Origin of the sequence: Pseudonocardia asaccharolytica DSM 44247 = NBRC 16224, from assembly GCF_000423625.1 — a bacterium.
Taxonomy (GTDB): Bacteria; Actinomycetota; Actinomycetes; order Mycobacteriales; family Pseudonocardiaceae; genus Pseudonocardia; species Pseudonocardia asaccharolytica.
Window position 1 is genome coordinate 1 of record NZ_AUII01000047.1, and the last position, 21,073, is coordinate 21,073.

The following is a 21,073-nucleotide window of genomic DNA, read 5'->3' on the forward strand; positions in this document are numbered from 1 at the left end:
CGACCTGCTCGTCGGTGACCGTGCGCGGAGCACCGGGCCGCGGCTCGTCGGACAGGCCGTCCAGGCGCGCCTCCACGAAGCGGCGCCGCCACTTGCCCACCGTCTGCGGCCACACCCCGAGATCGGCGGCCACGTCCTGATTGGACCCACCGTCCGCGCAGGCCAACACGATGCGCGATCGCAGCGCCAGCGCCTGCGACGACTTCGCCCGCCGCGACCAGCGCACCAGAGTCGCCCGTTCGTCGTCGGTCAAGGTCACCGCGGCCACCGGCCGTCCCGTGCGTGCCACGACGCCCATACTAGACATCATCAACGAATTTCAGGCGCAAGACACTAGAGACCCAAGCGGATCAGCCCGTTCTCGACGGCGTACGAGGCGAGGGCGGCACGGTTGGCAAGACTAGTCTTCAGCAGAAGGTGCTCGATGTGGCGACCGGTCGTCCGCGGGCTGATCCCCAACGAGGCTCCGATCGCGCGGTTGGGCAGCCCCCGGGACACGAGTGTCAGCACGTCCAGCTCGCGTTCGGTGAGGGCACATGGGAGTGGTTCGTGCCGGAGCATGAGCAGGGCACGAGGTCCGTCGGCGCATTCGTTGTCGCTGAGGCGCACCAGATGCGCTCGCTCCCACACGGCGTCGCAGCGACGGGCGCAGTAGCCGCGCAGCGAGGGGCTGTCGCTGCTCAGAAACGCCCGGGTCACCGCGATGGCGGCGACGGAGGGTTCCTCGCTCGCCTGTTCCCCGGCACCTGACGTGGCGAACGTGGTCCCCGTGCCGTCGACGATGTATGCGGCGGCCCCGCCGCCGATCAGACTGGCGAGCAGCGTCGGGGTGCGGCCGGTATCCACCAGTTGGCCCAGCGTGGGCGCCACCAGTTCCAGCCCGCGTCGGGCCGCCTGGTCCGCGGCGCGTGGCTCGGTGAAGCTCATGGTCATCAACCCGGTGACGCATCCCCTGTCCCCGCCGGAGCGGAGCACGAGCGTGACGCCCTCGCGGTAGCCCGCGCCGTCGAGGAACTCGCGGTAGACGGGGGTCCGGTAGAAGTCCGGACCGAAGTCGCGCATCCGCATCGGGCGCCGGCACGTTCGCGCAACGTCGTAGCTGTAGCAGGACAGATATCCCGAATTGAGGAAGGTGAGCAGCGACGGTGCGTAGCCCTCGTTGGCCAGGGGCCGGTGCCGGCCAGTGAGCGGGTCCCGTACCGCGATCATGGCGGCGTCGAACGAGGCGATCCTGCGCAGTGGGGCGAGGACACTGCCCGGGTCGTCGGCGCCGCGCACCGCGCCTGCGACGATCGAGCCGATCTCCGCGATCGCCGTGATCTGCGAAGTCCTCACCCGCACCTCCTTGTGCCAGACCGAAATGTCGTGATCAACCGGTGGTCTGAGGCGAGTCGAGACTGGCATCGGTCCGCCCGGCGGTCAATCGCGTCGCGGGGCCGCGACCCCGTTCGCCGTGTGTCATTTGACCGATGCCGGCGGCCGCGTCGGCCGGCTAGCTTCCGGTCCGCACCACCCGCCGGGTGGCTTGCTGACGAAGGGAGCAGCATGGACTACACCGACTCCGACCTCTGCTACATCACCGCCACCGAGGCGATCGCCGGGTTCACGGACCGGACGCTCTCTCCGGTCGAACTGATGCAGGCCGTGATCAAGCGCGCCGAGCAGGTCAACGGCCGGCTGAACTGCCTGACCTACGACTACTTCGAGCGTGCGCTCGACCAGGCGCGCCAGGCCGAGGCCGTGTACGCGCGCGACCCCGGCTCGGCTCGTCCGCTGGAGGGTGTGCCCTGCGCGATCAAGGACTGGCACTCGGTCGCCGGGGAGATCACGACGTACGGCTCCAAGGCGTTCCGAGACTTCCGGCCGGAGCGGTCCGCGCCGACCGTCGAGCGATTGCTCGAAGCGGGAGCGATCATGCATTGCCGGACCACCACGCCCGAGCAGGCGCACTCGGGTGTCACCAAGAGCCCGTTGTGGGGCATCACCCGCAACCCCTGGAACCCGGAGTTCAGCCCGGGCGGCTCGTCCGGCGGCGCCGGCGCCGCCCTTGCCGCCGGGATCACGACCGTCGCCGACGGCACCGACGGCGGCGGCTCGATCAGGATCCCGGCCTCGGCGAACGGGGTGTTCGGTTACAAGCCGCCCTTCGGTCGCAACCCGACCGATCGGGAACACCCGAGCGAGACCGTGCTCCATTACGGCCCGCTCACCCGCAGCGTCGCCGACGCGGGACTCATGCAGAACGTCATGTCCGGCCAGCACCCCGCGGACATCCACTCACTGCGGGACACGGTGCCCGTCCCCGCGACGTTCGATGATGTCGCCGGGCGACGGATCGCCCTGTCGATGGACCTCGGCTACTTCGAGATCTCCGAGGAGGTCCAGCAGAACACCCGCCGGGCCGCCGCCGTGTTCGAGGGACTCGGCTGCACGGTCGACGAGGTCGACCTGGGCTGGGACTACAGCGTCCTGGACGCGTGGCTCACCAACTGGGAAGGCCTGTTCTGGGCACTCGCCGGAGACCAGTTGCCGCGATGGCGATTCGAGATGGACCCCTTCGTCGTGAAACTCATCGAGCGCGGATCCGGGCACTCGGTCAAGCGTTTCTACGACGTCAACCGGGTCCGGTACGAGATGTACCAGAAGATCGGGCGCGTTTTCGAGAATTACGATCTGCTGATCTGCCCCACCCTGGCCGTCCCGTCGGTGCCGGCGGATCACGACAACGAGGACGACACGTTCGAGATCAACGGAAAGCCCGCATACCCGTACCTCGGCTGGGCCTTGACCTATCCCTTCAACCTGGTCAGCCCGCTTCCGGTCGCCTCCATCCCGACCGGGTTCTCGCAGAGTAGCGGTGTACCGACCGGCTTGCAGATCGCCGGTCACGCCTACGACGACCTGTCCGTGTTCGCGGCGGCGGCGGCCTACGAGACCGCCAACCCGTGGCGCCGGCACCGGCCCGCGCTGTAGGCCGGGCACCGGCCGCCGCCCCCGGGCATGGACGCGGCGGCCGGCCTGGCTGCACCCCGTCCGGTCAGGCGAACCGGCGGAAGACCGGTTTCACCGGCCGCCCGCCCAGCCACGGGGTCGGGTCCCCCGCGTCGAGCGCCGACCGGTAGACGACACAGGCCTGGGCGACCACCTCGACGGTGCGGTCGATGTCGTCCTCGGTGAGCGCACTGCTGACCACGAACGACGGAGCCAGCACGCCCCCGGAGATGAGCTGGCGCATGAACAGCGTGCGATGGGGCTGCGACGGCTGCCGGTCCTCGTCGAGCGTGGCGAACACGAGGTTGCTCGCCCGGCCGCGGACGAGCACATGATCGGCCACGCCCGCATCCGCCGCGACCTGGCGCACTCCCGCGGCCAGCCGGTCACCGAGCAGGTGCAACCGCTCGGTGATGCCCTCCTCGACGTAGGTCTGCTGCACCGCCATCGCGGCCGCCAGCGAATGCGTCTCGGCCCCGTGCGTGGTGGACAGCAGAAAGACCCGCTCGCCGGTGTGGTGCAGCCCGCCTAACTCCATCAGTTCCCGCTGCCCGGCGAGCGCCGCCACCGCAAAACCGTTGCCCAGCGCCTTGCCGAAGGTCGACAGATCGGGAACGACACCGTACAGGCCCTGCGCGCCTGCCTCCGACCAGCGGAAACCGGTGATCATCTCGTCGAAGACGAGCAGGCAGCCGTGCCGGTGCGCGAGCTCGCGCAGCCCCGCGAGATAGCCGGGCGGCGGCTCCTGCTGGGTGGCGGGCTCGAGCACCAGGCAGGCGATCTGTCCGGCGTGTTCGGTGAGCACCGCCTCGGTGGCGTCGAGATCGCCGTACGGGAAGCTGACGGTCAGCTCGGCGATCCGCTCGGGGATCCCCGCCGACATCGCGGTGGTCGCGATGAACCAGTCGTCGGTGGAGAAGAACGGCTGGTCGCGGCAGATGGCCACCATCGGACGGGCGGTGGCGGCCCGGGCCAGCCGCACTGCGGCCGTCGTCACGTCCGAGCCGTTCTTGGCGAATTTCACCATCTCCGCGGTCGGGACGGTGTCCAGGAAACGCCGGGCCGCCTCGATCTCCACGACGCTCGGTCGGACGAAGTTGGAGCCGCGGTCGAGCTGGCCGCGAACGGCGTCGAGGACCCGAGGATGGGCATGTCCGAGGCTGACCGAGCGCAGGCCCGCTCCGTACTCGATGTACTCGTTCCCGTCGACATCCCAGACGTGGCCGCCGCGGCCGTGCGAAATGATCGGGGCCAGCGATTCGGGGTACTGGTCGTCGCCCTTGGCGTAGGTGTGGGCGCCGCCCGGGACCATCGTGTGCAGCAGCGCGTTCTGCTCGGTCGAGACGGGCAGAGAAATGTCGGTGCGTGTCATATCAGCCTTTGTCGATAACGGTGTGGATATGCCGGGACAACGCCGTGAGCTGCTCCTGGCTGCGCCGTGCGTGCTCCAGGCTCTTCCTGGCAAGTACGCCGCTCAACCGCTCGCGTTGGTCCTCGAGTTCACAGAACTGCTCGATCAGCCGGTTCACCTCGAAGGAATCGACGGATTGACAGAAATCCCCCAGGCCCATCTGGGACATGAGGACCTCGTTCTTGGTGGCGTAACCGACCGAGATCGTCGGTTTCGACAGCCGCAACGCGCACAGGACGTTGTGGTACCGCGTCGCGATCACGGTATCGACCGAGCGCAGCTGCTCCATGAGCTCGGTCATGCAGGACACCGGTTCGGCGACGACGCGGGACGGGGCGAGGTCCGGCCGGTAGGTTCGCAGATCGGCGACGATCTCGGCGGTCACCGCGGCGTCGACCCGGTCCCCGGTGACCAGCCTGATCGAACGGCCGTTGTCGATGAGCCACCGGGTGAAGCGCTTCATCTTCGCCAGATATTCGGCGTGGACCTGTTCGGCGCGGTTGCGGTCGGCATTTCCACCGCGATAGTCCATGACCCCGACACCCACGACGCCGGTCGCGGGTCGGTCGTCGCCGACGCAGGGCATCGGGAGCGCGAAGACGAGATCGGGATAGACCTCGTCGGCGGAGGTGTCGACGCCCATGGTCCGCAGCGCGTCGCGGGACGGGATGTCGCGGTAGGACCGGTAATGCGCCAGCCGGGCCGCCGCGGTGACCATCAGCCGCAGCGGTCGCTGCGTGATGACCGCCGATCCCACGCTGACCAGTGCGATCTTCGTGCCGAAGAGCCTCCCGGACGCGCAGAGCAGCAACAGGGCGTAGGGAAACCCCCACGGCCGCAGCGGAAGCGTCGCCTCCAGGACACCCATGCCCGGCACGATCACGATGTCGAACCGGCGGGCCCAGGCCGCGGTGCGGATCGCGTCGAACCCCTTGCCCACGACCTTGAGGCCCGCCGCCGCGATTCCGGATGCCGGGGGTGCGGCGGCGTCGTACCAGTGCAGCGGGGTGGCGGGGATGCCCCACCGCGCCGAGACCCGCTCCGGACCCGCGCACAGGCCGCCGAGGACCGCGTCGGGATGATTCTCGCGAAGGTGATTGACGACGGCCTCGAGGGATCCGTCGTTGCCGATGTTGCCCGAACCCAGCAGGCCGAAGAGGCCGATCCGGGGCGGTCCGGCCCGCCTCCGGGACACGCCGCGCACACTCATCGGCCACCGGCCTCGCCCCCGGGCACGCGGGCGCCGATCGGACGGGGCAGCGCCCGGCTCGTCAGCCACGAGGCGAGATCGCGGTAGCACCGCCTGCGGTCCGCGCTCGAGAGCGGGGCGCGCCGGACCGCGGAGACGAACCCCCGGACGTACTCCGCGAGCAATCGCACCTCCGGGTGCCGCAACCGGTTCGCGCGGCGGGGATCCATATTGGCGCATCGTGCCCGCTTCGTCGGGCATGCCCGCTCTGCCCGGTCCGGGTGGTCGCGGCGAAAGTACAGGAGCTCCGGGACCTGATGGAAGGGGCCGAGCAGGGCCAGTTCGGCGACGATGGTGCGGTCGGAGTGGTGGTAGCTGCCGTTGAGCGGGGTCCGGCGTAGGACATCCGTGCGAATGACGCCGTAGAAGTCGTCACCGCCGGGGGCGAACAGCAGACTCCGGAAGCGCTCCGGCGGGTGCGGGGAGCCGGTGGCCATCGTGTAGTCGAAGGTCCCGACGATGTTGCCGACGCCGTCGATGGTGGCCTGGCCGGCGTGGCTGAGGACCACCTCGGGATGCGCGTCGAGCGCCTCGACGCAGCGCAGCAGCAGATCGGGGCCGTAGAGGTCGTCGTGCGACGCCCATTTGAACAGCTCACCGCGAGCCTGGTGGACCAGGAAGTTGTGGTTGGGGCAGGCGCCGATGTTGCGGGGCTGGCGGAAGACGCGGATGCGCTCGTCGCGTGCCCGGTAGTGCTCGCAGATCTCCGCGGTGGCATCGGTCGAGGCGTTGTCGGAGATGAGCAGCTCGAAGTCGGCGTAGCTCTGCTTGAGCAGGGCATCGAGCGCCTCGGGCAGGTATCGGGCCCCGTTGTGGACGGGAAGGCCGACGGTCAGTCGGGGAACGGCGGTCATGGGGTCGGAGTCCCTTCGTTCTCGTGAGACATCGGCGGGTCCGACCGGGTCGACCCGGTCGATGCGGGGCGCTCGGCGAGGCCCTCGCGGAGCTGGAACCACCACACGGCGACGCCGAAACCGGTCCCGAGGGCGACGCCCCACGCCGAGCCCAGCGCCCCGTTCATCGCGGCGCCGACGAGCCCGCCCGTCACATAGCCGCCCGAGGCGAGCAGTTGCGCCCGCAGGCTGCGCCGGGCGGCGCCCAGCGCTCGCACCCCGGCCGCCGCCCCGGTGAAGAAGCTGGCGTTCATCACCGCCAACGTCGCGGGCAGGATCAGCGCCGACGCCGGGGCCCAGAGCGCGCCGAGGACGCGCTCGCCGCCGCCGTCGGGCAGCAGGAACAGCAGCGCTAGACCCCACGACAGCGCGGCCACGGCCTGGGCGCCGCCGAGCAGCAGGCAGAACACCGAGAGCCGGTGCGGTGAGCGCCGCAGCACCCTGGCGGCCTCCGGCACCGCGACCTGGCTCAGCCCCATCAGGACCGCGAGGAACGGGCCGAGCAGCAGCTCGGCGCCGCGCACGGTGCCGACGGCGGCGAGCCCGGCGATCGCGCCCAGGCCGTACATGCGCAGCTGCGCGGCCCCGCTGCTGCTGACGTTCTCGATCATGTAGCGCACGCCGAGGTCCCGCTGCCGGCGCAGCCAGCCGCGTACCCCGCCGACGCCCGGCAGCAAGCGGATCTGGAGGCAGCCGAAGCAGGCGGCGACGGCCCCCGAGAGCCCCCACGCCAGCACGAAGCCCGGCACGCTCGGATGCCCGGCCACGACGAACATCGAGGGAACCAGCGTCGCGGCCCAGACGAGGTCGTTGGTCACCGCCCGCCTGGGCTGCCCGGCAGCGAAGAACGCGAACCGCCAGCTGTCCTGGAGCGCCACGGCAGGCAGCACGAGGCCCAGCCCGACGAACGCGGTGCCGACGGAACCACCGACGACCAGGCCGATCCCGGCGCAGCCCGCGCCCGTGACCAGACCGATGACCAGGGCCGTACCGGACGAGCGGGACACCGCCGCCCGCCAGCGCGCGACCGGCACCGCGCTGAACCGCACGACCAGCGGGTCGGTGGCCAGCCCGCGGGAGAGGTTGAGGACCACGCCGTAGGTCACCCAGGCCAGGCTGAACGCGCCGAACTCGGTCACCCCGAGCGAGCGCGCGACGACGATCCCGACGGCGAAGTTCGTCAGGCTGGACACCGCCTGGTCGACGAGGCCCCAGCTGAGCCTTCCCGCCGCGGCCCGGACCGTCCGCGAGAGGGCCGGCGCCGTCACCGTCATCGCTGGCCCCCATGCCATGGTTCCGTGCCACCGCCGGCCCCGGCCGGCGGCCGTCGGTGCTCGTGGAGGGACTCGTCCGTGCCGGGTTCGTCGTTACCTCGTCGGTCCTGGACCGGGCGGGTGCGCGGGCCGGTAACGATTCGGTCCCGCACTGCGAGTACGTGGATTCGGGATCTGGATGGGGTCCCCGTCGAGGTGGTGCAGCATGATCAGTGTTGAGTCGGCCGGCCGAACCCGGTGCCGGTACTGCCGGTCGGAGCACGGATCCGTGGTCGCCGATCTCGGGACCCAGCCGGGATGCGAGTACTTCCCGCCGCTGGGCGACCCTGGGCCGGACCCGGTGTTCCCGCTGCGGCTGTGGCTGTGCGCCGACTGCGGGCTCGCCCAGCTGGCCGACGACACGGCGGTACCGGAGGATCCGCAGGGCACCCAGCCCGAGGCGCTCACCCAGCAGGCCGACGACGCGCTCGGCCGGCTGCTCACGTCGAGGATCCTGCCGGCGGCGGGAACGGTGGCCGAGTTCCCCAGCCCGCACGGCGGCTCCTGGCTGCCGCGGCTCGCCGCGCTCGGCCTGCGGCAGGCGCCGCCGGACGCGCCCGCCGACGTCGTCCTCGACTGCTGTTTCGGCCTCATGCATGCCGAGGACCAGGAGACCGCGTTCCGGGACCGGGCGGCGCGCACCCGTCCCGGGGGGCTGCTCCTCGTCCAGTTCCACTCGCTGGCATCGATCCTGCGGCGCACCGAATGGAACGCGATCCGGCACGGCCACTACGCGTACTACTCGGTTCCCGCGATGCGCACCATGCTCGCCGGCGTGGGACTGACCGCGTTCGCCGCGTTCTGGTTCCCGCTCTACGGCGGGACCGTGCTCATCGCGGCGCGCCGCGACGCCGACCCCGACACGGACCTGGCGACGCTGACCGAACGGGAGATCGGGTGCGGGGTGCTCGACCCGGTCGCCATGGGGGCGTTCTCCGCCGCCGTCCGCTCCGACGGGTCGCGGCTGGCCGGCTGGCTGGCCGACGAGCGACGCCGCGGCCGACGGGTCTACGGCTACGGCGCCGCATCGCGTTCGGTGGGGCTGCTGCACAGCTCCGGGGTCGGCCGGGACCTGCTCCCCGGCGTCGCCGACGTGTCGGCGGCCAAGCAGCACAGCCGGATGCCCGGCACCGACATCCCGGTGATCGGGACCCAGGACCTGGTCACCGCCGAGCCCGAATCGGTGCTGCTGTTCGTGCCGGACCTGCTCGACGAGGTCCGGGCCGCGCTGCCGGGCATCGAGGCGAACGGCGGGCGATGGGTCGTCGCGGACGAGGTGCTGGACGGCAAGGGCCAGGTGTCGTGACCCGGCTTGCGCTGACCGTACCTCAGCGGTGAGTGATCGGCGGCGCGAACCGGTCGACCAGCAGCGCCGTCGCCGGCACGACGGCCATCGCCATCGCGAAGCCGCCGACCGTATCGGTGGGGTAGTGGGCGTCCAGGACGATCTGCGCCCACGCCATCGCCGCGCCGGCCACCCCGGCCCCGCCGAGGACGAGCAGCAGGCCGATCGCCCGGCCGCCCCGGATCAGGCCGACGACCAGCAGCATGCCGACGAGGGCGAGCGCGGTCACCGCCGCAGTGTGACCGCTGGGATAGGCGAGGTGGCCGTCGTGGATCGTGCGCCCGATCACCGGTTTGAGCGCGGTGGTGGCGGCGCCGGTCAGGATCGGCCCGACGACCGCGACCGCGGCCAGCGCGCGGCGCCGCAGCGCAAGGCAGAGCGCGGCGAGCACCCCCACCAGCACGGCCACCACCATCGGCTCGCCGAACAGGTCGACGACCAACGCGCCGGAGCTCGGCCGTCCGAGCAGGCTCGTCACATCCGAGCGCAGCCGCCGGTCCAGGGCGCCGGCGGTGTCGCTGCCCGCATAGCGGGCAGCGAGCACGGCGACGGCGAGCCCGGCCAGCCCGGCCACGATCGCCATCGGCGTGCGCAACGAGGCGGGTAGCGCCGGTGGGGGATCCGGATCGCAACGGGTGGGCACGCGGGACACGGGCCTCGCGCCGGCCGAGCCGTGACTCAGGGTCCGGGCTCGCCGGCCCCGATCCCCGCGATCGCGGCCTGCATCGGGTCGGGTCGCTCGGCCGACGTCCACAGCATCCACGGGCTTCGCCCGGCGCGGTACGCGGCCTCCAGCGCCGCCCGCTCCTTGACCGTGTCGGCCGGCTGCCAGAACCCGCGGTACCGGTAGGCGAGCATCCGGCCCGCCGCCGCGAGCGGCCGGCAGGCGTCGGTGATCAGATCGCCGTTCTCCGGCAGGTGGTCGAAGATCCCCGGGCGGAGCGCGAAGTACCCGCCGTTCTCCCACAGTGGCAGGTGCTGCACGCTGGTGATCTCGCAGATCCGGTCATCGTCGGAGACCTGCACGCAGTGGAAGGCCGACTGCGGCGGCACCGCGAGCAACGAGCCCACGGCGTCGCTCGCCTTGAACTCGTCGATCATGTCGTTCAGCGGGGCGTCGGTGAGGACGTCGGCGTAGTTCGCCAGGAACATCTCCTCACCCTGCACCAGCCCGCGCACCCGGCGCAGCCGCTCCCCGATCGGGGAGTCGAGCCCGGTGTGCACGAAGGTGATCGTCCAGTCCTGGATGTCGCTGCCGAGCAGTTCGACGTCACCACCGCGCAGCACGAAGTCGTTGGACGCGGTCTCGGAGTAGTTGAGGAAGAAGTCCTTGATGTGATGGGCGCCGTAGCCGAGGCACAGCACGAAGTCGGTGTGCCCGAAGTGCGCGTAGTAGCGCATCACGTGCCAGATCAGCGGGCGCGGCCCGACGTAGGTCATCGGCTTGGGAACGTCGGACACACCGTCGCGCATCCGCATTCCGTAACCACCGCAGAACAGGACCACCTTCATGCGATGCACTCCTCGCCGAGGGACGTTCCGCCCCTTGTGTCGGCGCAGCCGGGCCCGCCGTTACCGAACAAATTTCCGCAGGCGACCGACCTGGTGGCCGCGCACAGCGCGGCGTCGGCTAGGTTCACGGCCGTGAGCATGGTGCAGACGGTGCTGATCTATGTGGTGACGCCGCTTGTCGTGTGCCTGGTCGTCGCCCTGATGGTCATGGCCCCGCGCATGGCGCGCAGGCCGCGGTACCGGGTGGGTCAGCCCTGGACGTATGAGCCGTTGTTCTGGACGGCGAATCCGGAGGGCGCCGGGCTCCCGCCCGCGCCCGAGGAGGACACCGTCACCGGCGAGCCGGGAGGTGCCCGTGGCAGTTGGTGAGCACAGAGGTCTCGGCACGGCCGTCGACACCGCGCACCGGGACCTTCCCGAGGGCGCCGCGGTCACCGAATCGGGCCGGGTGTCCGTCGCGGAGGTCTTCCGCGAGCCGTCGCGTGCCGATCATCCGTTCAGCCCGGTCCAGCTCAGCAGGCTCGACGAAGCCCTCACGCTGGCCAGCCGGGAGACCGGACTGCGGTTCAGCGTCTACCTCGGTGACCTCGGCCCGAAGCCGTCCGACCGGGTCGGCGAGCTGCACAGCGTGCTGGAGGGCGCGAGCGAGGCGGTGCTCGTGGCGGTCAGCCCGGGACAGCGCATCGTGGAGGTGCGCACCGGCGCCGAGGCGCGGCTGCCCGATCGCGGCGCCAAGCTCGCGGTGATGAGCATGGTGGCCTCGTTCCGGGAGGGCGATCTCATCGGCGGTCTGCTCAGCGGCCTGCGCATGCTGGCCGATCAGGTCGGCGGACGGCCCCGGACGCGCTGACCGTCACGGCGGTCACGGTTCGATAACTGATTCAGCGTCTCTGGGGATTCCTGGGCCGCCCGCGCGGCTACATACTTGTCGATGAGTGGCCTTCGGCCACCGATCGACGAAGGGCAGGACCCGTATGGGCGATCCGGCAGCGGAGCCGCGCCGAAGCATTGGACACGGCAGGCACGCCCGGTCTGGAGGCGTGAACCCGCCCGTTCTGACCCCGCCGACCGGGTTCCCGGCGCACGGGGACCCCGAGATCTCGATCCCCGCGCCGCGCATGGCATCCGAGGAGCCGGCCGGCGCGCCACCGCCGGCCGCGCCGCCCGGGCGGGCGGCGGCGGACCCGGCGATCTGCGTCTGCGGACACTCCGCCGAGACGCACGAGCACCTGCGACGCGGCAGCGACTGCGGGGCGTGCGGCCCGGATGTCTGCGCGGCCTACCGGCGCCGGGGTGGCCGCCTGCGACGGGTGCTGCGTGCGCTTCGCGCTCGAGCGCGGTGACGCACGCCCGAACGCGACTCAGCGCTCACGGGGCGCAGCCATATCGAACTCTCGCGCCGCCAGTGCCCGGACGATTCCGGCCCGTCCCTCGGAGACCAGCCTGCGCAGGGCCGGCGGGTGCGAACCGTCGGCCAGCCACGCGTCGGCCGCCTCGACGGTGCGCTCGTCCACCGCCCAGGACGGGAAGAGGCCGAGCACCACCGGCTGCGCCCGCTCGGAGGTCCGCCGCGCCCAGACATCGGCCACCTCGGCGAAGTAGCGCTCGACGTAGGGGGTCAGCAGGGCACGCCGGGCAGGATGGCTGAATCCGGAGATGATCGCCTCGTTGACCGCGTTGGGCAACTCGTCGTCGTGCACGGCGCGGTCCCACGCCCTGGCCTTCGCCTCGGCGGTGGGCAGCAGCGCGCGGGCCCGCTCGGCCTGCCGCTGACCGGTCGAGGTCGCATCGCGCTCCAGTTCCGCGTCGATCCGGGAGGCGTCCGCCCGGCCGTGCGCCACCAGCGCCTGCAGCAGTCGCCAGCGCAGGTCGGTGTCCACGGTCAGCCCATCGGGTATGTCGACGTCGGCGAGCCAGCCGGCCACCCGGTCCAGCATCGCTTCGTCCAGCACGCTGGCCGCCAGCGCGTTGACCACGGTGAGCTGGGCGTCCGATCCCGGTTTCGCGGTATCGAGCCGGTAGCGCAGCGCGTCCACCAGCAGCGGCCAGCCGTGCTCGGCGGCCCATGTCGGCCCGGCATAGGACGCGAGCGCGGTCTGGGTCTGCAGCAGCAGCCGCTGCACCACCCCGACCTCGGTCTCGGCGCCGAAGCCACCCGCGACCAGCGCGGTGAAGTCGCGGGCCTTGAGCTCGGCCTCCCGGGTCATCTCCCACGCGGCCGACCAGCACAGGGTGCGCGGCAGCGGCTCGGCGATATCGCCGATCCGGTCCACGAGAACGGCCAGCGAGTCGGGGTCGAGCCGCAGGGCGCAGTAGGTGAGGTCGTCGTCGTTGACCAGAATCAGCTGGCCGCGCGACACCCCGATCAGCCCGGGTACCTCGGTACGCTCGCCGGTCACGTCGACCTCGACCCGATGGGTGCGGACGAGCTGCCCGCCCGCGTCGTCGTAGACGCCGACCGCGATGCGGTGCGTGCGCAGCTCGCCGGCGCCGGGCCGGGCACCGCCCTGCACAACCTCGAAACGGACGATCTTCCCGTCCGGGTCGACGTCGAACGACGGCCGCAGCATGTTCAGCCCGGTGGTCTTGAGCCACTGCGAGCCCCAGTCCGACAGGTCCCGGCCCGAGGCCCGCTCGAGGGCGCCGAGCAGGTCGTCGAAGGTCGCGTTGCCCCAGGCGTGCGCGGTGAAGTAGCTGCGCAGCCCCGCGAGGAACGGCTCGAGCCCGACGTAGGCGACGAGCTGCTTGAGCACCGAGGCGCCCTTGGCGTAGGTGATCCCGTCGAAGTTCACCTCGACGGCCTGCAGGTCGGGGATGTCGGCGGCGATCGGATGCGTCGAGGGCAGCTGGTCCTGGCGGTAGGCCCAGGACTTCTCGACGTTCGCGAACGTTGTCCAGGCGTTCTCGTACTCCGTGGCCTCGGCCTGGCACAGCACGCTCGCCCAGGTGGCGAACGACTCGTTGAGCCACAGGTCGTCCCACCATCGCATGGTGACCAGGTCGCCGAACCACATGTGCGCCATCTCGTGCAGCACGGTTTCGGCGCGGCGCTCATAGAGGAACCGGGTGACCCGGCTGCGGAATACGTAGTCTTCGAGAAACGTCACCGCGCCGGCGTTCTCCATCGCACCCGCGTTGAACTCCGGCACGAACAGCTGGTCGTACTTGCCGAACGGGTACCGGATACCGAACAGGTGGTGATAGCAGGAGAAGCCCTGTTTGGTCTCGGTGAACAGCCGCTCGGCGTCCATGTGCTCGGCCAGCGAGGCGCGGCAGTAGATGCCGAGGGGGATCTCCCCGTGCTCATCGGAGTGCGAGTCGAACCAGGCGGCGTACGGTCCGGCGATGAGGGCCACCAGATAGGTGGACATCGGTTCGCTGGTCGCGAAATGGTGGACGACCGCGCCCCCGGGTCCCGTCTCGGTCCGTTCGACGGCGGCGTTCGACACCACCTTCCAGTCGGCGGGCGCGCTGACGGTGAGCCGGTAGCGGGCCTTGAGGTCGGGCTGGTCGAAGCAGGCGAACATGCGCTTGGCGTCGGCCGTCTCGAACTGGCTGTAGAGGTAGACTCCGCCGTCGACGGGATCGACGAACCGGTGCAATCCCTCGCCGGTGTTCATGTATCGGCCGGTGGCGACGACCGTCAGCTCGTTGTCCGGGGCGAGGCCGGGCAGCGGGATGCCCTCCTCCTCCCGGTAGCCGGACACGTCGAGCTCGCGTCCGTTCAGCGTCGCCTCGGCGACCTCGGCGGCAACCAGGTCGATCCAGCTGTCGGCGCCGGGTTCGCGGCTGCGGAACCGCACCGTCGTCGTGGTCGCGAAGGTGTGTTCGCCCGGCGAGCCCGCGCCGTCGGTGAGATCGAGGACTATCGCGTAGTCAGCGACCTCCAGGAGGGCGGCACGACGCTCGGCCTCGGTTCGGGTCAGGTTGGGCGGAGCCATGGACTTCTCGGATCTCCTCGATCGCTCTCACCGCAGAGCGGTTCGGCCGGCACGCAGACCGCCGATCCAACCATGCGAGGGCAGCGCACGTCGCCTGTCCGGTCGGCGGGCGGGCCCCGGGACGGTGCGGGAACATTGGACCCGGCAGGCCGTGTTGAGCGGTCCAGGGAGCGTCCGGCCGCCGGGCGCCGAGACCGGAGAAACGAGAGTGACCGTGAGCAGCACCGAGACGCCACCCGCCCAGGTCGATGTGTGGTTCGATCCGCTGTGTCCGTGGGCGTGGCTCACCTCGCGATGGATCCTCGAGGTGCAGCAGGTTCGCGATATCGACCTGCGGTTCCATGTCATGAGCCTCGCCGTCCTCAACCAGGGCCGGGAACTTCCGGAGAACTATCGGAAGCTGATGGACAAGGCCTGGGGCCCGGTACGGGTGTGCATCGCCGCCGCGCAGCAACGGGGACCGGAGATCCTCGGGCCGCTCTACACGGCGCTCGGCACCCGGATCCACAACGGCGGTAACAAGGACTTCGATGTCGTGATCAAGGAGGCGCTGGCAGAGCTCAATCTCCCGGCCGGGCTGGCCGAGGCCGCCTCCTCCACCGCCTTCGACGAGCAGCTCGTGGCGAGCCACCGCCGCGGGATGGACCCCGTGGGGCTGGACGTGGGAACCCCGACCATCCACGTCGACGGGGTTGCCTTCTTCGGCCCGGTGATCTCCAAGGTGCCGCGCGGCGAGGAGGCGGGCCGACTCTTCGACGGTGCCCGGTTGCTCGCCGACTACCCGCACTTCTTCGAGCTCAAGCGGACCCGTACCGAGGACCCGGTCTTCGACTGAACGGCGGGCGGCCCTCCCGGATCGAAGGAGGGCCGCCCGGCCGGTCGGAGGATCAGTACCGCGAGATCAGCGCGTCGCGCAGCACGCCGGTCTCCAGCTCCATCTCCTTGACCCGGTTCTTCACCAGGTCGCCGATGCTCACCATGCCGATGAGCGCGCCGTGCTGGACGACCGGCAGGTGCCGGTGACGCCCCCGGGTCATCTGGGCCATCGCGGACGCGATCGACTCATCGGGCGTGGTGGTCACGACGTGATGGGTCATCACCTCGTCGATCTTCATGTCCAGCAGCGCGGGGCCGTACTTGCCGAGGCCGCGCATGATGTCGCGCTCCGAGATGATCCCGCAGATCTTCCGGTCCTGGTCGCAGGACACGAGTGCGCCGATGCCGAGCTTGTTGAGCCGGTTGACGGCCTCGGCGACCGTGGTCCACGGCACCGCGGTGTGAACGACCCGACCCTTGACGTTGAGGATATCCGCGATCTTCATATCGGTACTTCCTCCGTTCCGCGACGACGTCGCTGCAATGGTGCTGCATCCCGAGTAAACGCGGGATGTCAAGGTATTCATCGTCACATTCATGATGTGCCGATGAGCCGGATTGTGGCGTTCGGTGCGCCGAACGGCTCCCCCCTCCAGGGGGACGCCGGTGGGGTGGGGCGGCGGTGTGCGATCGCAACCACCGCGGCCGAACGAGTCCGGTGCTTCGCCGGCCACTGCGACCGTGCGGCGTGCGCTCCCCTCGATCAGATCGACACTGCTGGTTCTCGCCGGTGGCCGTGGTGCTGCTCGGCGTCGCCGTTCTCGCGCTGCTGACCGGGCGCGCGGGGATGGTGATCCGCACCGTCGCGGGCATCCCCACGCCGAGTTGCGGCGATGCCACCTGCCCGCGCCCGCCCGCGCGCCCGGTCGATGCCCGCCTGGTCGCCGCGGCGGACGAGGCACCGGGGCGTTGGCGTGACGTCCGCCGCGCCGCTTACCGGGCCTTTCTCGGCGGCGCGGCCGGATCGGCGGAGACCGGCGGGCTGGGGCACCTCGGATCGCTGCTGGGATCGCGGCCCCACTGGCGCGCGGTGGCCGACCAGCGGATTCTCACCGGCGACGTCGGCACCGGCGCCGAGCGGCTCGTGGCCTCGGTCGCCGACGACGGGTCGTATCTGATGGCCTACACGGCCACGGGCCGCGACATCGAGGTCGATCTCGATGCGCTGTCCGGCGAGCGCGTCCGGCCGTGGTGGTACGACCCCCGGACCGGCGAGGCCATGGAGCTCGCGGACCTGCCGAGCAGGGGGCGGGCGCTGTTCCGGACGCCCGACGGCGGTGCGGGGCGGGACTGGGTGCTGGTGCTCGACGACGTCGAGGCCGGATTCGGGCGCCCGGGTGCCGCCGCGTCCGGGGATGGTTCGGCCACCCCGTCCCCGCCGCCCTCCTCCGCGCCGCCTGCGCCGCGGCCGTCCTCCGCGCCGCCCCCTTCCTCCGTGCCGCCGCCTGCTGCGGCGCCACCGGCGCCCGCTCCGGCCCCACCGGCGCCCGACGAGGCGGTGTGGGATCGGCTCGCGCAATGCGAGTCGAGCGGCAACTGGTCGATCAACACCGGCAACGGCTACTTCGGTGGCCTGCAGTTCGCCGCCGCGACCTGGCGGGCCTACGGCGGCACCGCCTACGCCCCCACCGCCGACCTGGCGACCCGGGAGCAGCAGATCGCGGTCGCGAGGAAGGTGCGCGACGACCGCGGCGGCTACGGTTCGTGGCCGGCGTGTGAACGGAAGGTGTTGACCGGACTAGGGCCCGACGCGCGGCCGAAATAGTCGATCGGTGCGCTGGTCCCGGATACGACTGGCGCTCGTTGTGTTCGGCCGTCGTTCTGGGAGGCATCAGGTGAGGGTCTGCGGCGAGGAACCGGACGTTCCAACGGCTCTGCCTCGGTGGGGGCGGGTCGTGGCGTCGGCGGGCCTGGCCGGTTGGCGGGTCGTCGACCCGGCCGGGGAGACGGTGGCGCCGATCGAGCGGTTCCTTCGGGATTTCGCCGCGCGAGGCAGCAGCTCGGGCAGCGTTCGCAGCTACGCCTATGCGTTGCTGCGCTGGTGGCGCTGGTTGCGGCACGTCGAGGTGGCGTGGGACCAGGCGACCCCGATGGAGCTTCGGGAGTTCGTGATCTGGCTCGGGCAGGCACGCAAGCCGCAGGCGGACTCGCGAACGGTCACCGCGGCGACGGCAGGCAAGATCAATTTGATCACCGGGAAGCGGCACCTCGGCGACGGGTACGAGCCTCGCACGGTGCGGCACAGCAACGCGGTCCTGCGCACGTTCTACGAGTACTGGAACGAGCTCGGCGAGGGCCCGCTGGTCAACCCGGTCACCCTGCAACGTCCGGGGCGGGGGAATGCCCACCACAACCCGCTGTTGCCGTACCGGGGGGACAACCGGCTGCGCTACAACCCGAAGGTCGCCAAGCGGCGCCCGCGGGCGATCCCGGACGAGCGCTGGGATCAGCTGTTCGCTGGGCTGCGCTCGGACCGGGACCGGGCGATCGCCGCGATTGCGGTCAGCAATGGCTGCCGGGCCGGCGAGCTGCTCGGGCTTCGCGGTGTCGACGTGGACTGGGGAGACCAACTGGTTCGGGTCGTCCGCAAGGGCAGCAGGGCCGAGCAGTGGCTCCCCGCGAGCGAGGAGGCCTTCGTCTGGCTGCGGCTCTACCTGGCACAGCTCGACGCGGCGCCCCCGGGGCCGAACGAGCCACTGTGGTGGACGCTGCGACGTCGCCGCGGCACGTCCGGCCTGCGGCGCCGCCCGTTGACCTACGACGCGCTGCGGGCGGTGTTCCGGCGGCTGAACGCCTTGCTGGGCACGAACTACTCGATGCACGATCTTCGACACACCGCGGCACTGCGGATGAGCCGCGACGACGGCCTGACGACCCGGGACGTTCAGACCGTCCTCGGGCACGCCCAGCTGACCACGATCGCGGATGTCTACCTCGTCGAGGACGACGCCGCCGTGCTCGGCCGGGTCCATCGGCATCTCTGCGAACGACGTGAGGCCGCCGCGAGGCCTGCCCCGCCGGTCGCGGCCGGCTACGACGCCGCGGACCTGTCGGTGCTGTTCGGGCAGGACCCGCAATGAGCACCGCGACCGAGACGGCCGCGAGTACCACGACCGCGAGCACCTGGCCCCGGCCCTTCGGCGGCGACGACCGGGCCGGGGAGGCACGGGCAGCGGCCGCGGCGGAGACCGGCGTTGCCCTCGCCGCCGAGCAGACGCCGTTACGTCCTGGTCATCCGGTCGGACCGCACGATCTCCTCCCGATCGACGACGTGCTCGATCTGGGTGGCGAGTGCGTTCCCCGGGTTCCCTCCAGCCCACCCGGCGAGCACCACCGGCGGCGGATGGCCAGCCGGCGTGGAGCGCGCCGACTCCTGGAGTGGCTCCAGGACACCGGCGGTGAGGGCTGGCAGCAACGCTGGGCACTCGCCCACGCAGACGACGTCTCGACCTGGGTCAAGACGCTGGCGACCGGTCACGGGGTGCAGGCCGGCGCGGAGTTGCGCGCAGGGTTGACGTGTCTGGTGCTCGCCCGCGTCGTCCAGCCCGGCTACCAGCTCTTCGTCAACAACAACGCGGTCGGGCTGCTCAATGCCGCGACCCAGCAGATCAGCCCCGAGCTGTTCGCCCGCATCGGCGACGGGATCCGCCCGTCGACGATCCCGGGAGTGACCGCGTCCCCGGTGCAGATCAGCCGGGCCCGGCCGACCTTGGCGAAGATCGCCCTGCACACCGGCAAGGACCTCGAGTCGCTGCTCGCGGAGGACCTGCTCGAGTACGCGCCTGGATGCTGCGGCACGGTCGTTCACCGCGCGGGATCCGCACCGCCTGGGACGTGCTCAGCCGCACCGGGGTGCTGCCCGCCGGGTCCACGATGCAGGTTGCGCTTAATCGCGGCCAGCGACCGGTCGCCGAGCTCGTCGACCGGCACGGCATCCGCAGCCGCACCGTCCGCACCGCGCTGATCCGCTACCTCACCGTCCGGCGCCCCGCGATGGACTACGCCTCGCTCTACACCCTGGTCTCCGTCCTCGCCGGGGTGTTCTGGGCCGACATCGAACGCCACCATCCCGACATCGACAGCCTGCACCTTCCCGAGGACGTGGCGCTGGCCTGGAAGGAGCGGGTGCGTCGCACCCGCCGCGCAGGCCGCCCAGCCCGCACCCCGACCGGGCTCTACGAGGTGCTCACCGCGGTCCGCGGCTTCTATCTCGACATCGCCGAGTGGGCCCACCACGACCCCTCGTGGGCTCAGTTCGCCGCCCCGAGCCCGGTCCGCCGCGGCGACACCGCAGGCTTCCAGAAGGCCCGCCAGCAGGTCACCGCTCGGATGAACCAGCGCGTCCGGACAAGACTGCCCCAGGTCGACCTGCTGGTCGAGGCGGCCGACAGGCACCGGACCGAGCAACGCCGCTTCCTCGAAGCCGCTCAGGCCGTCGAGATCGGTGCGACGTTCGTCCACGACGAGGTCGCCTACCTGCGGGGAACCGGGAAGACGGCCCCGGCACGCCTGCGCGGCGCCAACGTCGTCGTCGTCGACCTCGCCACGATGACCCGGCTGAACCTGACCCGCTCCGAGGACGATGCGTTCTGGGGATGGGCGATCGTGGAGACCCTTCGCCACACCGGAATCCGCATCGAGGAGCTGCTCGAGCTCACCCAGCTGGCGCTCGTGTCCTACCGGCTGCCCTCCACCGGCGAGGTCGTCCCGCTGCTGCAGATCGTGCCGTCCAAGGGCAACCAGGAACGGCTGCTGCTGGTCAGCCCGGAACTCGCCAGTGTCCTGGCCACGATCATCACCCGCCTCCGCGCTGTCGGCGGCGGCAGCGTCCCGATCGTCAGCCGCTTCGACATCCACGAGCGAGTCACCGGCCCGCCGCTGCCGCTGCTGTTCCAACGGCGGGTCAACGGCCAGCTCCAGCGCGGGATGAGCTACCACACCGTCTACAAGATCCTCCGGGCCGCCGTCGCGCACGCCGACCTGCGCGACCCGGCCGGGGAACCGCTGCACTTCACCCCGCACGACTTCCGACGGATCTTCGCGACCGAAGCGGTCACCGGCGGGCTGCCCATCCACATCGCCGCCCGCGTCCTCGGTCACCAGTCGGTCACCACCACCCAGGCCTACCACGCCGTCTTCCAGGACGACCTCGTTCGCGCCTACCGCAGCTTCCTCGACTCCCGCCGGGCCGCCCGGCCGGTGTCTTGCGTCTGACTTCGTGAAGCAGATCCGGTCGGAAATACCCAGCCACGAGTCGGTGTGTCGTACCGACTTGGAGGCTGTTGATGATGTCCGCTTCGACCGTGTCTGGCAGGAAGCCACGCCGGCGGCTGTCGCCGAGCGAGAAGTACGAGTTGTGGATGTCGATCGTGACCGGGCAGGCCACGCAGCGGGAGGCGGCCGAGCGGTACGGGGTGGACCGCTCGGTGGTGGTCACGGCGTGCCGGGTGGCCAAGCAGGGTGCGCTGGACGCGCTGGCCGCCTCGGTGCCCGGCCGGCCGGGCCAGTCGGCCCAGGACGCCGCGCTGGCGGCGGCGAACGC

Annotated in this window: 20 protein-coding genes and 2 pseudogenes; 12 read left to right on the forward strand and 10 right to left on the reverse strand. The window is 71.2% G+C overall.

Going from position 1 to position 21,073, the window contains the following annotated elements; genetic code table 11:
- A partial coding sequence (locus tag G567_RS31130; protein WP_154667184.1) for a helix-turn-helix domain-containing protein occupies window positions 1-289 on the reverse strand: 289 nt, incomplete at its 3' end.
- A gap of 44 nt (window positions 290-333) precedes the next feature.
- Window positions 334-1,335, reverse strand: a complete 1,002-nt coding sequence (locus G567_RS0124000) for a helix-turn-helix transcriptional regulator (protein ID WP_028931934.1) — start codon at window positions 1,333-1,335, stop codon at window positions 334-336.
- A 210-nt stretch (window positions 1,336-1,545) separates the two neighbouring features.
- On the opposite strand from G567_RS0124000, the gene G567_RS0124005 reads away from it, so the two are divergent.
- The gene (locus G567_RS0124005) at window positions 1,546-2,973 is read left to right on the forward strand and encodes an amidase (RefSeq protein ID WP_028931935.1); all 1,428 of its coding nucleotides are present in this window, start codon (window positions 1,546-1,548) and stop codon (window positions 2,971-2,973) included.
- 64 nt (window positions 2,974-3,037) lie between these two features.
- Here the strand turns inward: G567_RS0124005 and G567_RS0124010 are convergent, their stop codons facing one another.
- From G567_RS0124010 to G567_RS31140, 4 genes are read right to left on the reverse strand one after another with little or no spacing between them, the layout of a single operon-like run.
- The gene (locus G567_RS0124010; protein WP_028931936.1) at window positions 3,038-4,363 is read right to left on the reverse strand and encodes a glutamate-1-semialdehyde 2,1-aminomutase; all 1,326 of its coding nucleotides are present in this window, start codon (window positions 4,361-4,363) and stop codon (window positions 3,038-3,040) included.
- A gap of 1 nt (window position 4,364) precedes the next feature.
- Window positions 4,365-5,612, reverse strand: coding sequence for a polysaccharide pyruvyl transferase family protein (locus tag G567_RS0124015; RefSeq protein ID WP_051233503.1), 1,248 nt, complete (start codon window positions 5,610-5,612; stop codon window positions 4,365-4,367).
- Window positions 5,609-6,505: a glycosyltransferase family 2 protein gene (locus G567_RS31135; RefSeq protein WP_051233504.1), complete on the reverse strand. Its 897-nt coding sequence runs from the start codon at window positions 6,503-6,505 to the stop codon at window positions 5,609-5,611. Before G567_RS31135 ends, G567_RS0124015 begins: the two co-directional genes overlap by 4 nt.
- Complete coding sequence (locus G567_RS31140; protein ID WP_245585778.1) at window positions 6,502-7,818, reverse strand: MATE family efflux transporter; 1,317 nt, start codon at window positions 7,816-7,818, stop codon at window positions 6,502-6,504. The genes G567_RS31135 and G567_RS31140 overlap by 4 nt, the downstream gene beginning before the upstream one ends.
- 205 nt (window positions 7,819-8,023) lie before the next feature.
- Between G567_RS31140 and G567_RS0124030 the strand changes: the two genes are divergently transcribed.
- Window positions 8,024-9,163, forward strand: coding sequence for a transferase (locus G567_RS0124030; RefSeq protein ID WP_028931938.1), 1,140 nt, complete (start codon window positions 8,024-8,026; stop codon window positions 9,161-9,163).
- A 22-nt stretch (window positions 9,164-9,185) separates the two neighbouring features.
- On the opposite strand, the gene G567_RS0124035 is transcribed toward G567_RS0124030, so the two are convergent.
- Both G567_RS0124035 and G567_RS0124040 read right to left on the reverse strand, forming a co-directional pair.
- Window positions 9,186-9,845 carry a phosphatase PAP2 family protein gene (locus G567_RS0124035; protein WP_211224059.1) on the reverse strand — a complete coding sequence of 220 codons (660 nt, stop codon included), beginning with the start codon at window positions 9,843-9,845 and terminating at the stop codon, window positions 9,186-9,188.
- Between the two features lie 35 nt (window positions 9,846-9,880).
- Window positions 9,881-10,714: a glycosyltransferase family protein gene (locus tag G567_RS0124040; protein ID WP_028931940.1), complete on the reverse strand. Its 834-nt coding sequence runs from the start codon at window positions 10,712-10,714 to the stop codon at window positions 9,881-9,883.
- Between the two features lie 138 nt (window positions 10,715-10,852).
- On the opposite strand from G567_RS0124040, the gene ctaJ reads away from it, so the two are divergent.
- The 3 genes from ctaJ to G567_RS35760 all read left to right on the forward strand — a co-directional run bounded on the left by ctaJ (window position 10,853) and on the right by G567_RS35760 (window position 12,057).
- A complete protein-coding gene (gene ctaJ, locus G567_RS33685; RefSeq protein ID WP_084796416.1) occupies window positions 10,853-11,083 on the forward strand; it encodes an aa3-type cytochrome oxidase subunit CtaJ in 231 nt (76 codons plus the stop codon).
- Complete coding sequence (locus G567_RS0124050) at window positions 11,070-11,564, forward strand: DUF5130 family protein (RefSeq protein ID WP_028931942.1); 495 nt, start codon at window positions 11,070-11,072, stop codon at window positions 11,562-11,564. Before ctaJ ends, G567_RS0124050 begins: the two co-directional genes overlap by 14 nt.
- Before the next feature lie 190 nt (window positions 11,565-11,754).
- On the forward strand, window positions 11,755-12,057 hold the full coding sequence (locus G567_RS35760; protein WP_028931943.1) for a hypothetical protein: 303 nt from the start codon (window positions 11,755-11,757) through the stop codon (window positions 12,055-12,057).
- A gap of 18 nt (window positions 12,058-12,075) precedes the next feature.
- Here G567_RS35760 and pepN read toward each other — a convergent pair whose 3' ends face one another.
- Window positions 12,076-14,655 (reverse strand): aminopeptidase N, encoded by a 2,580-nt coding sequence (gene pepN / locus G567_RS0124060; RefSeq protein ID WP_028931944.1) that lies wholly within the window; start codon window positions 14,653-14,655, stop codon window positions 12,076-12,078.
- Window positions 14,656-14,869: 214 nt separating this feature from the next.
- Between pepN and G567_RS0124065 the strand changes: the two genes are divergently transcribed.
- Window positions 14,870-15,490, forward strand: a complete 621-nt coding sequence (locus tag G567_RS0124065; RefSeq protein WP_028931945.1) for a mycothiol-dependent nitroreductase Rv2466c family protein — start codon at window positions 14,870-14,872, stop codon at window positions 15,488-15,490.
- Window positions 15,491-15,542: 52 nt separating this feature from the next.
- Here the strand turns inward: G567_RS0124065 and G567_RS0124070 are convergent, their stop codons facing one another.
- On the reverse strand, window positions 15,543-15,977 hold the full coding sequence (locus tag G567_RS0124070) for a CBS domain-containing protein (RefSeq protein WP_028931946.1): 435 nt from the start codon (window positions 15,975-15,977) through the stop codon (window positions 15,543-15,545).
- A 341-nt stretch (window positions 15,978-16,318) separates the two neighbouring features.
- On the opposite strand from G567_RS0124070, the pseudogene G567_RS36480 reads away from it, so the two are divergent.
- From G567_RS36480 to G567_RS0124090, 6 genes and pseudogenes are all read left to right on the forward strand, one after another.
- A pseudogene (locus G567_RS36480) lies at window positions 16,319-16,828 on the forward strand (putative collagen-binding domain-containing protein); the annotation flags it as partial.
- 180 nt (window positions 16,829-17,008) lie between these two features.
- Window positions 17,009-17,296, forward strand: a pseudogene (locus G567_RS36485) (transglycosylase family protein); the annotation flags it as partial.
- Window positions 17,297-17,426: 130 nt separating this feature from the next.
- Window positions 17,427-18,611, forward strand: coding sequence for a tyrosine-type recombinase/integrase (locus G567_RS31150; RefSeq protein WP_211224061.1), 1,185 nt, complete (start codon window positions 17,427-17,429; stop codon window positions 18,609-18,611).
- Entirely contained in the window at window positions 18,608-19,495 is an 888-nt protein-coding gene (locus tag G567_RS36490; RefSeq protein WP_037058003.1) for a hypothetical protein, read from the forward strand. The genes G567_RS31150 and G567_RS36490 overlap by 4 nt, the downstream gene beginning before the upstream one ends.
- A gap of 584 nt (window positions 19,496-20,079) precedes the next feature.
- The gene (locus G567_RS36495; RefSeq protein ID WP_245585779.1) at window positions 20,080-20,745 is read left to right on the forward strand and encodes a tyrosine-type recombinase/integrase; all 666 of its coding nucleotides are present in this window, start codon (window positions 20,080-20,082) and stop codon (window positions 20,743-20,745) included.
- A 146-nt stretch (window positions 20,746-20,891) separates the two neighbouring features.
- Window positions 20,892-21,073, forward strand: a 182-nt coding sequence (locus G567_RS0124090) for a hypothetical protein (RefSeq protein ID WP_211224063.1), incomplete at its 3' end; no start/stop codon positions are given.

Bases quoted from the DNA above. Each gene is read 5' to 3' on its own strand.
- G567_RS0124010 (WP_028931936.1), bottom strand. From the start codon at position 4,363: ATGACACGCACCGACATTTCTCTGCCCGTCTCGACCGAGCAGAACGCG.
- ctaJ (WP_084796416.1), top strand. From the start codon at position 10,853: ATGGTGCAGACGGTGCTGATCTATGTGGTGACGCCGCTTGTCGTGTGC.
- G567_RS0124030 (WP_028931938.1), top strand. From the start codon at position 8,024: ATGATCAGTGTTGAGTCGGCCGGCCGAACCCGGTGCCGGTACTGCCGG.
- G567_RS0124040 (WP_028931940.1), bottom strand. From the start codon at position 10,714: ATGAAGGTGGTCCTGTTCTGCGGTGGTTACGGAATGCGGATGCGCGAC.
- G567_RS0124005 (WP_028931935.1), top strand. From the start codon at position 1,546: ATGGACTACACCGACTCCGACCTCTGCTACATCACCGCCACCGAGGCG.
- G567_RS31135 (WP_051233504.1), bottom strand. From the start codon at position 6,505: ATGACCGCCGTTCCCCGACTGACCGTCGGCCTTCCCGTCCACAACGGG.
- G567_RS36495 (WP_245585779.1), top strand. From the start codon at position 20,080: ATGACCCGGCTGAACCTGACCCGCTCCGAGGACGATGCGTTCTGGGGA.
- G567_RS0124015 (WP_051233503.1), bottom strand. From the start codon at position 5,612: ATGAGTGTGCGCGGCGTGTCCCGGAGGCGGGCCGGACCGCCCCGGATC.
- G567_RS31140 (WP_245585778.1), bottom strand. From the start codon at position 7,818: ATGACGGTGACGGCGCCGGCCCTCTCGCGGACGGTCCGGGCCGCGGCG.
- G567_RS36490 (WP_037058003.1), top strand. From the start codon at position 18,608: ATGAGCACCGCGACCGAGACGGCCGCGAGTACCACGACCGCGAGCACC.
- pepN (WP_028931944.1), bottom strand. From the start codon at position 14,655: ATGGCTCCGCCCAACCTGACCCGAACCGAGGCCGAGCGTCGTGCCGCC.
- G567_RS0124070 (WP_028931946.1), bottom strand. From the start codon at position 15,977: ATGAAGATCGCGGATATCCTCAACGTCAAGGGTCGGGTCGTTCACACC.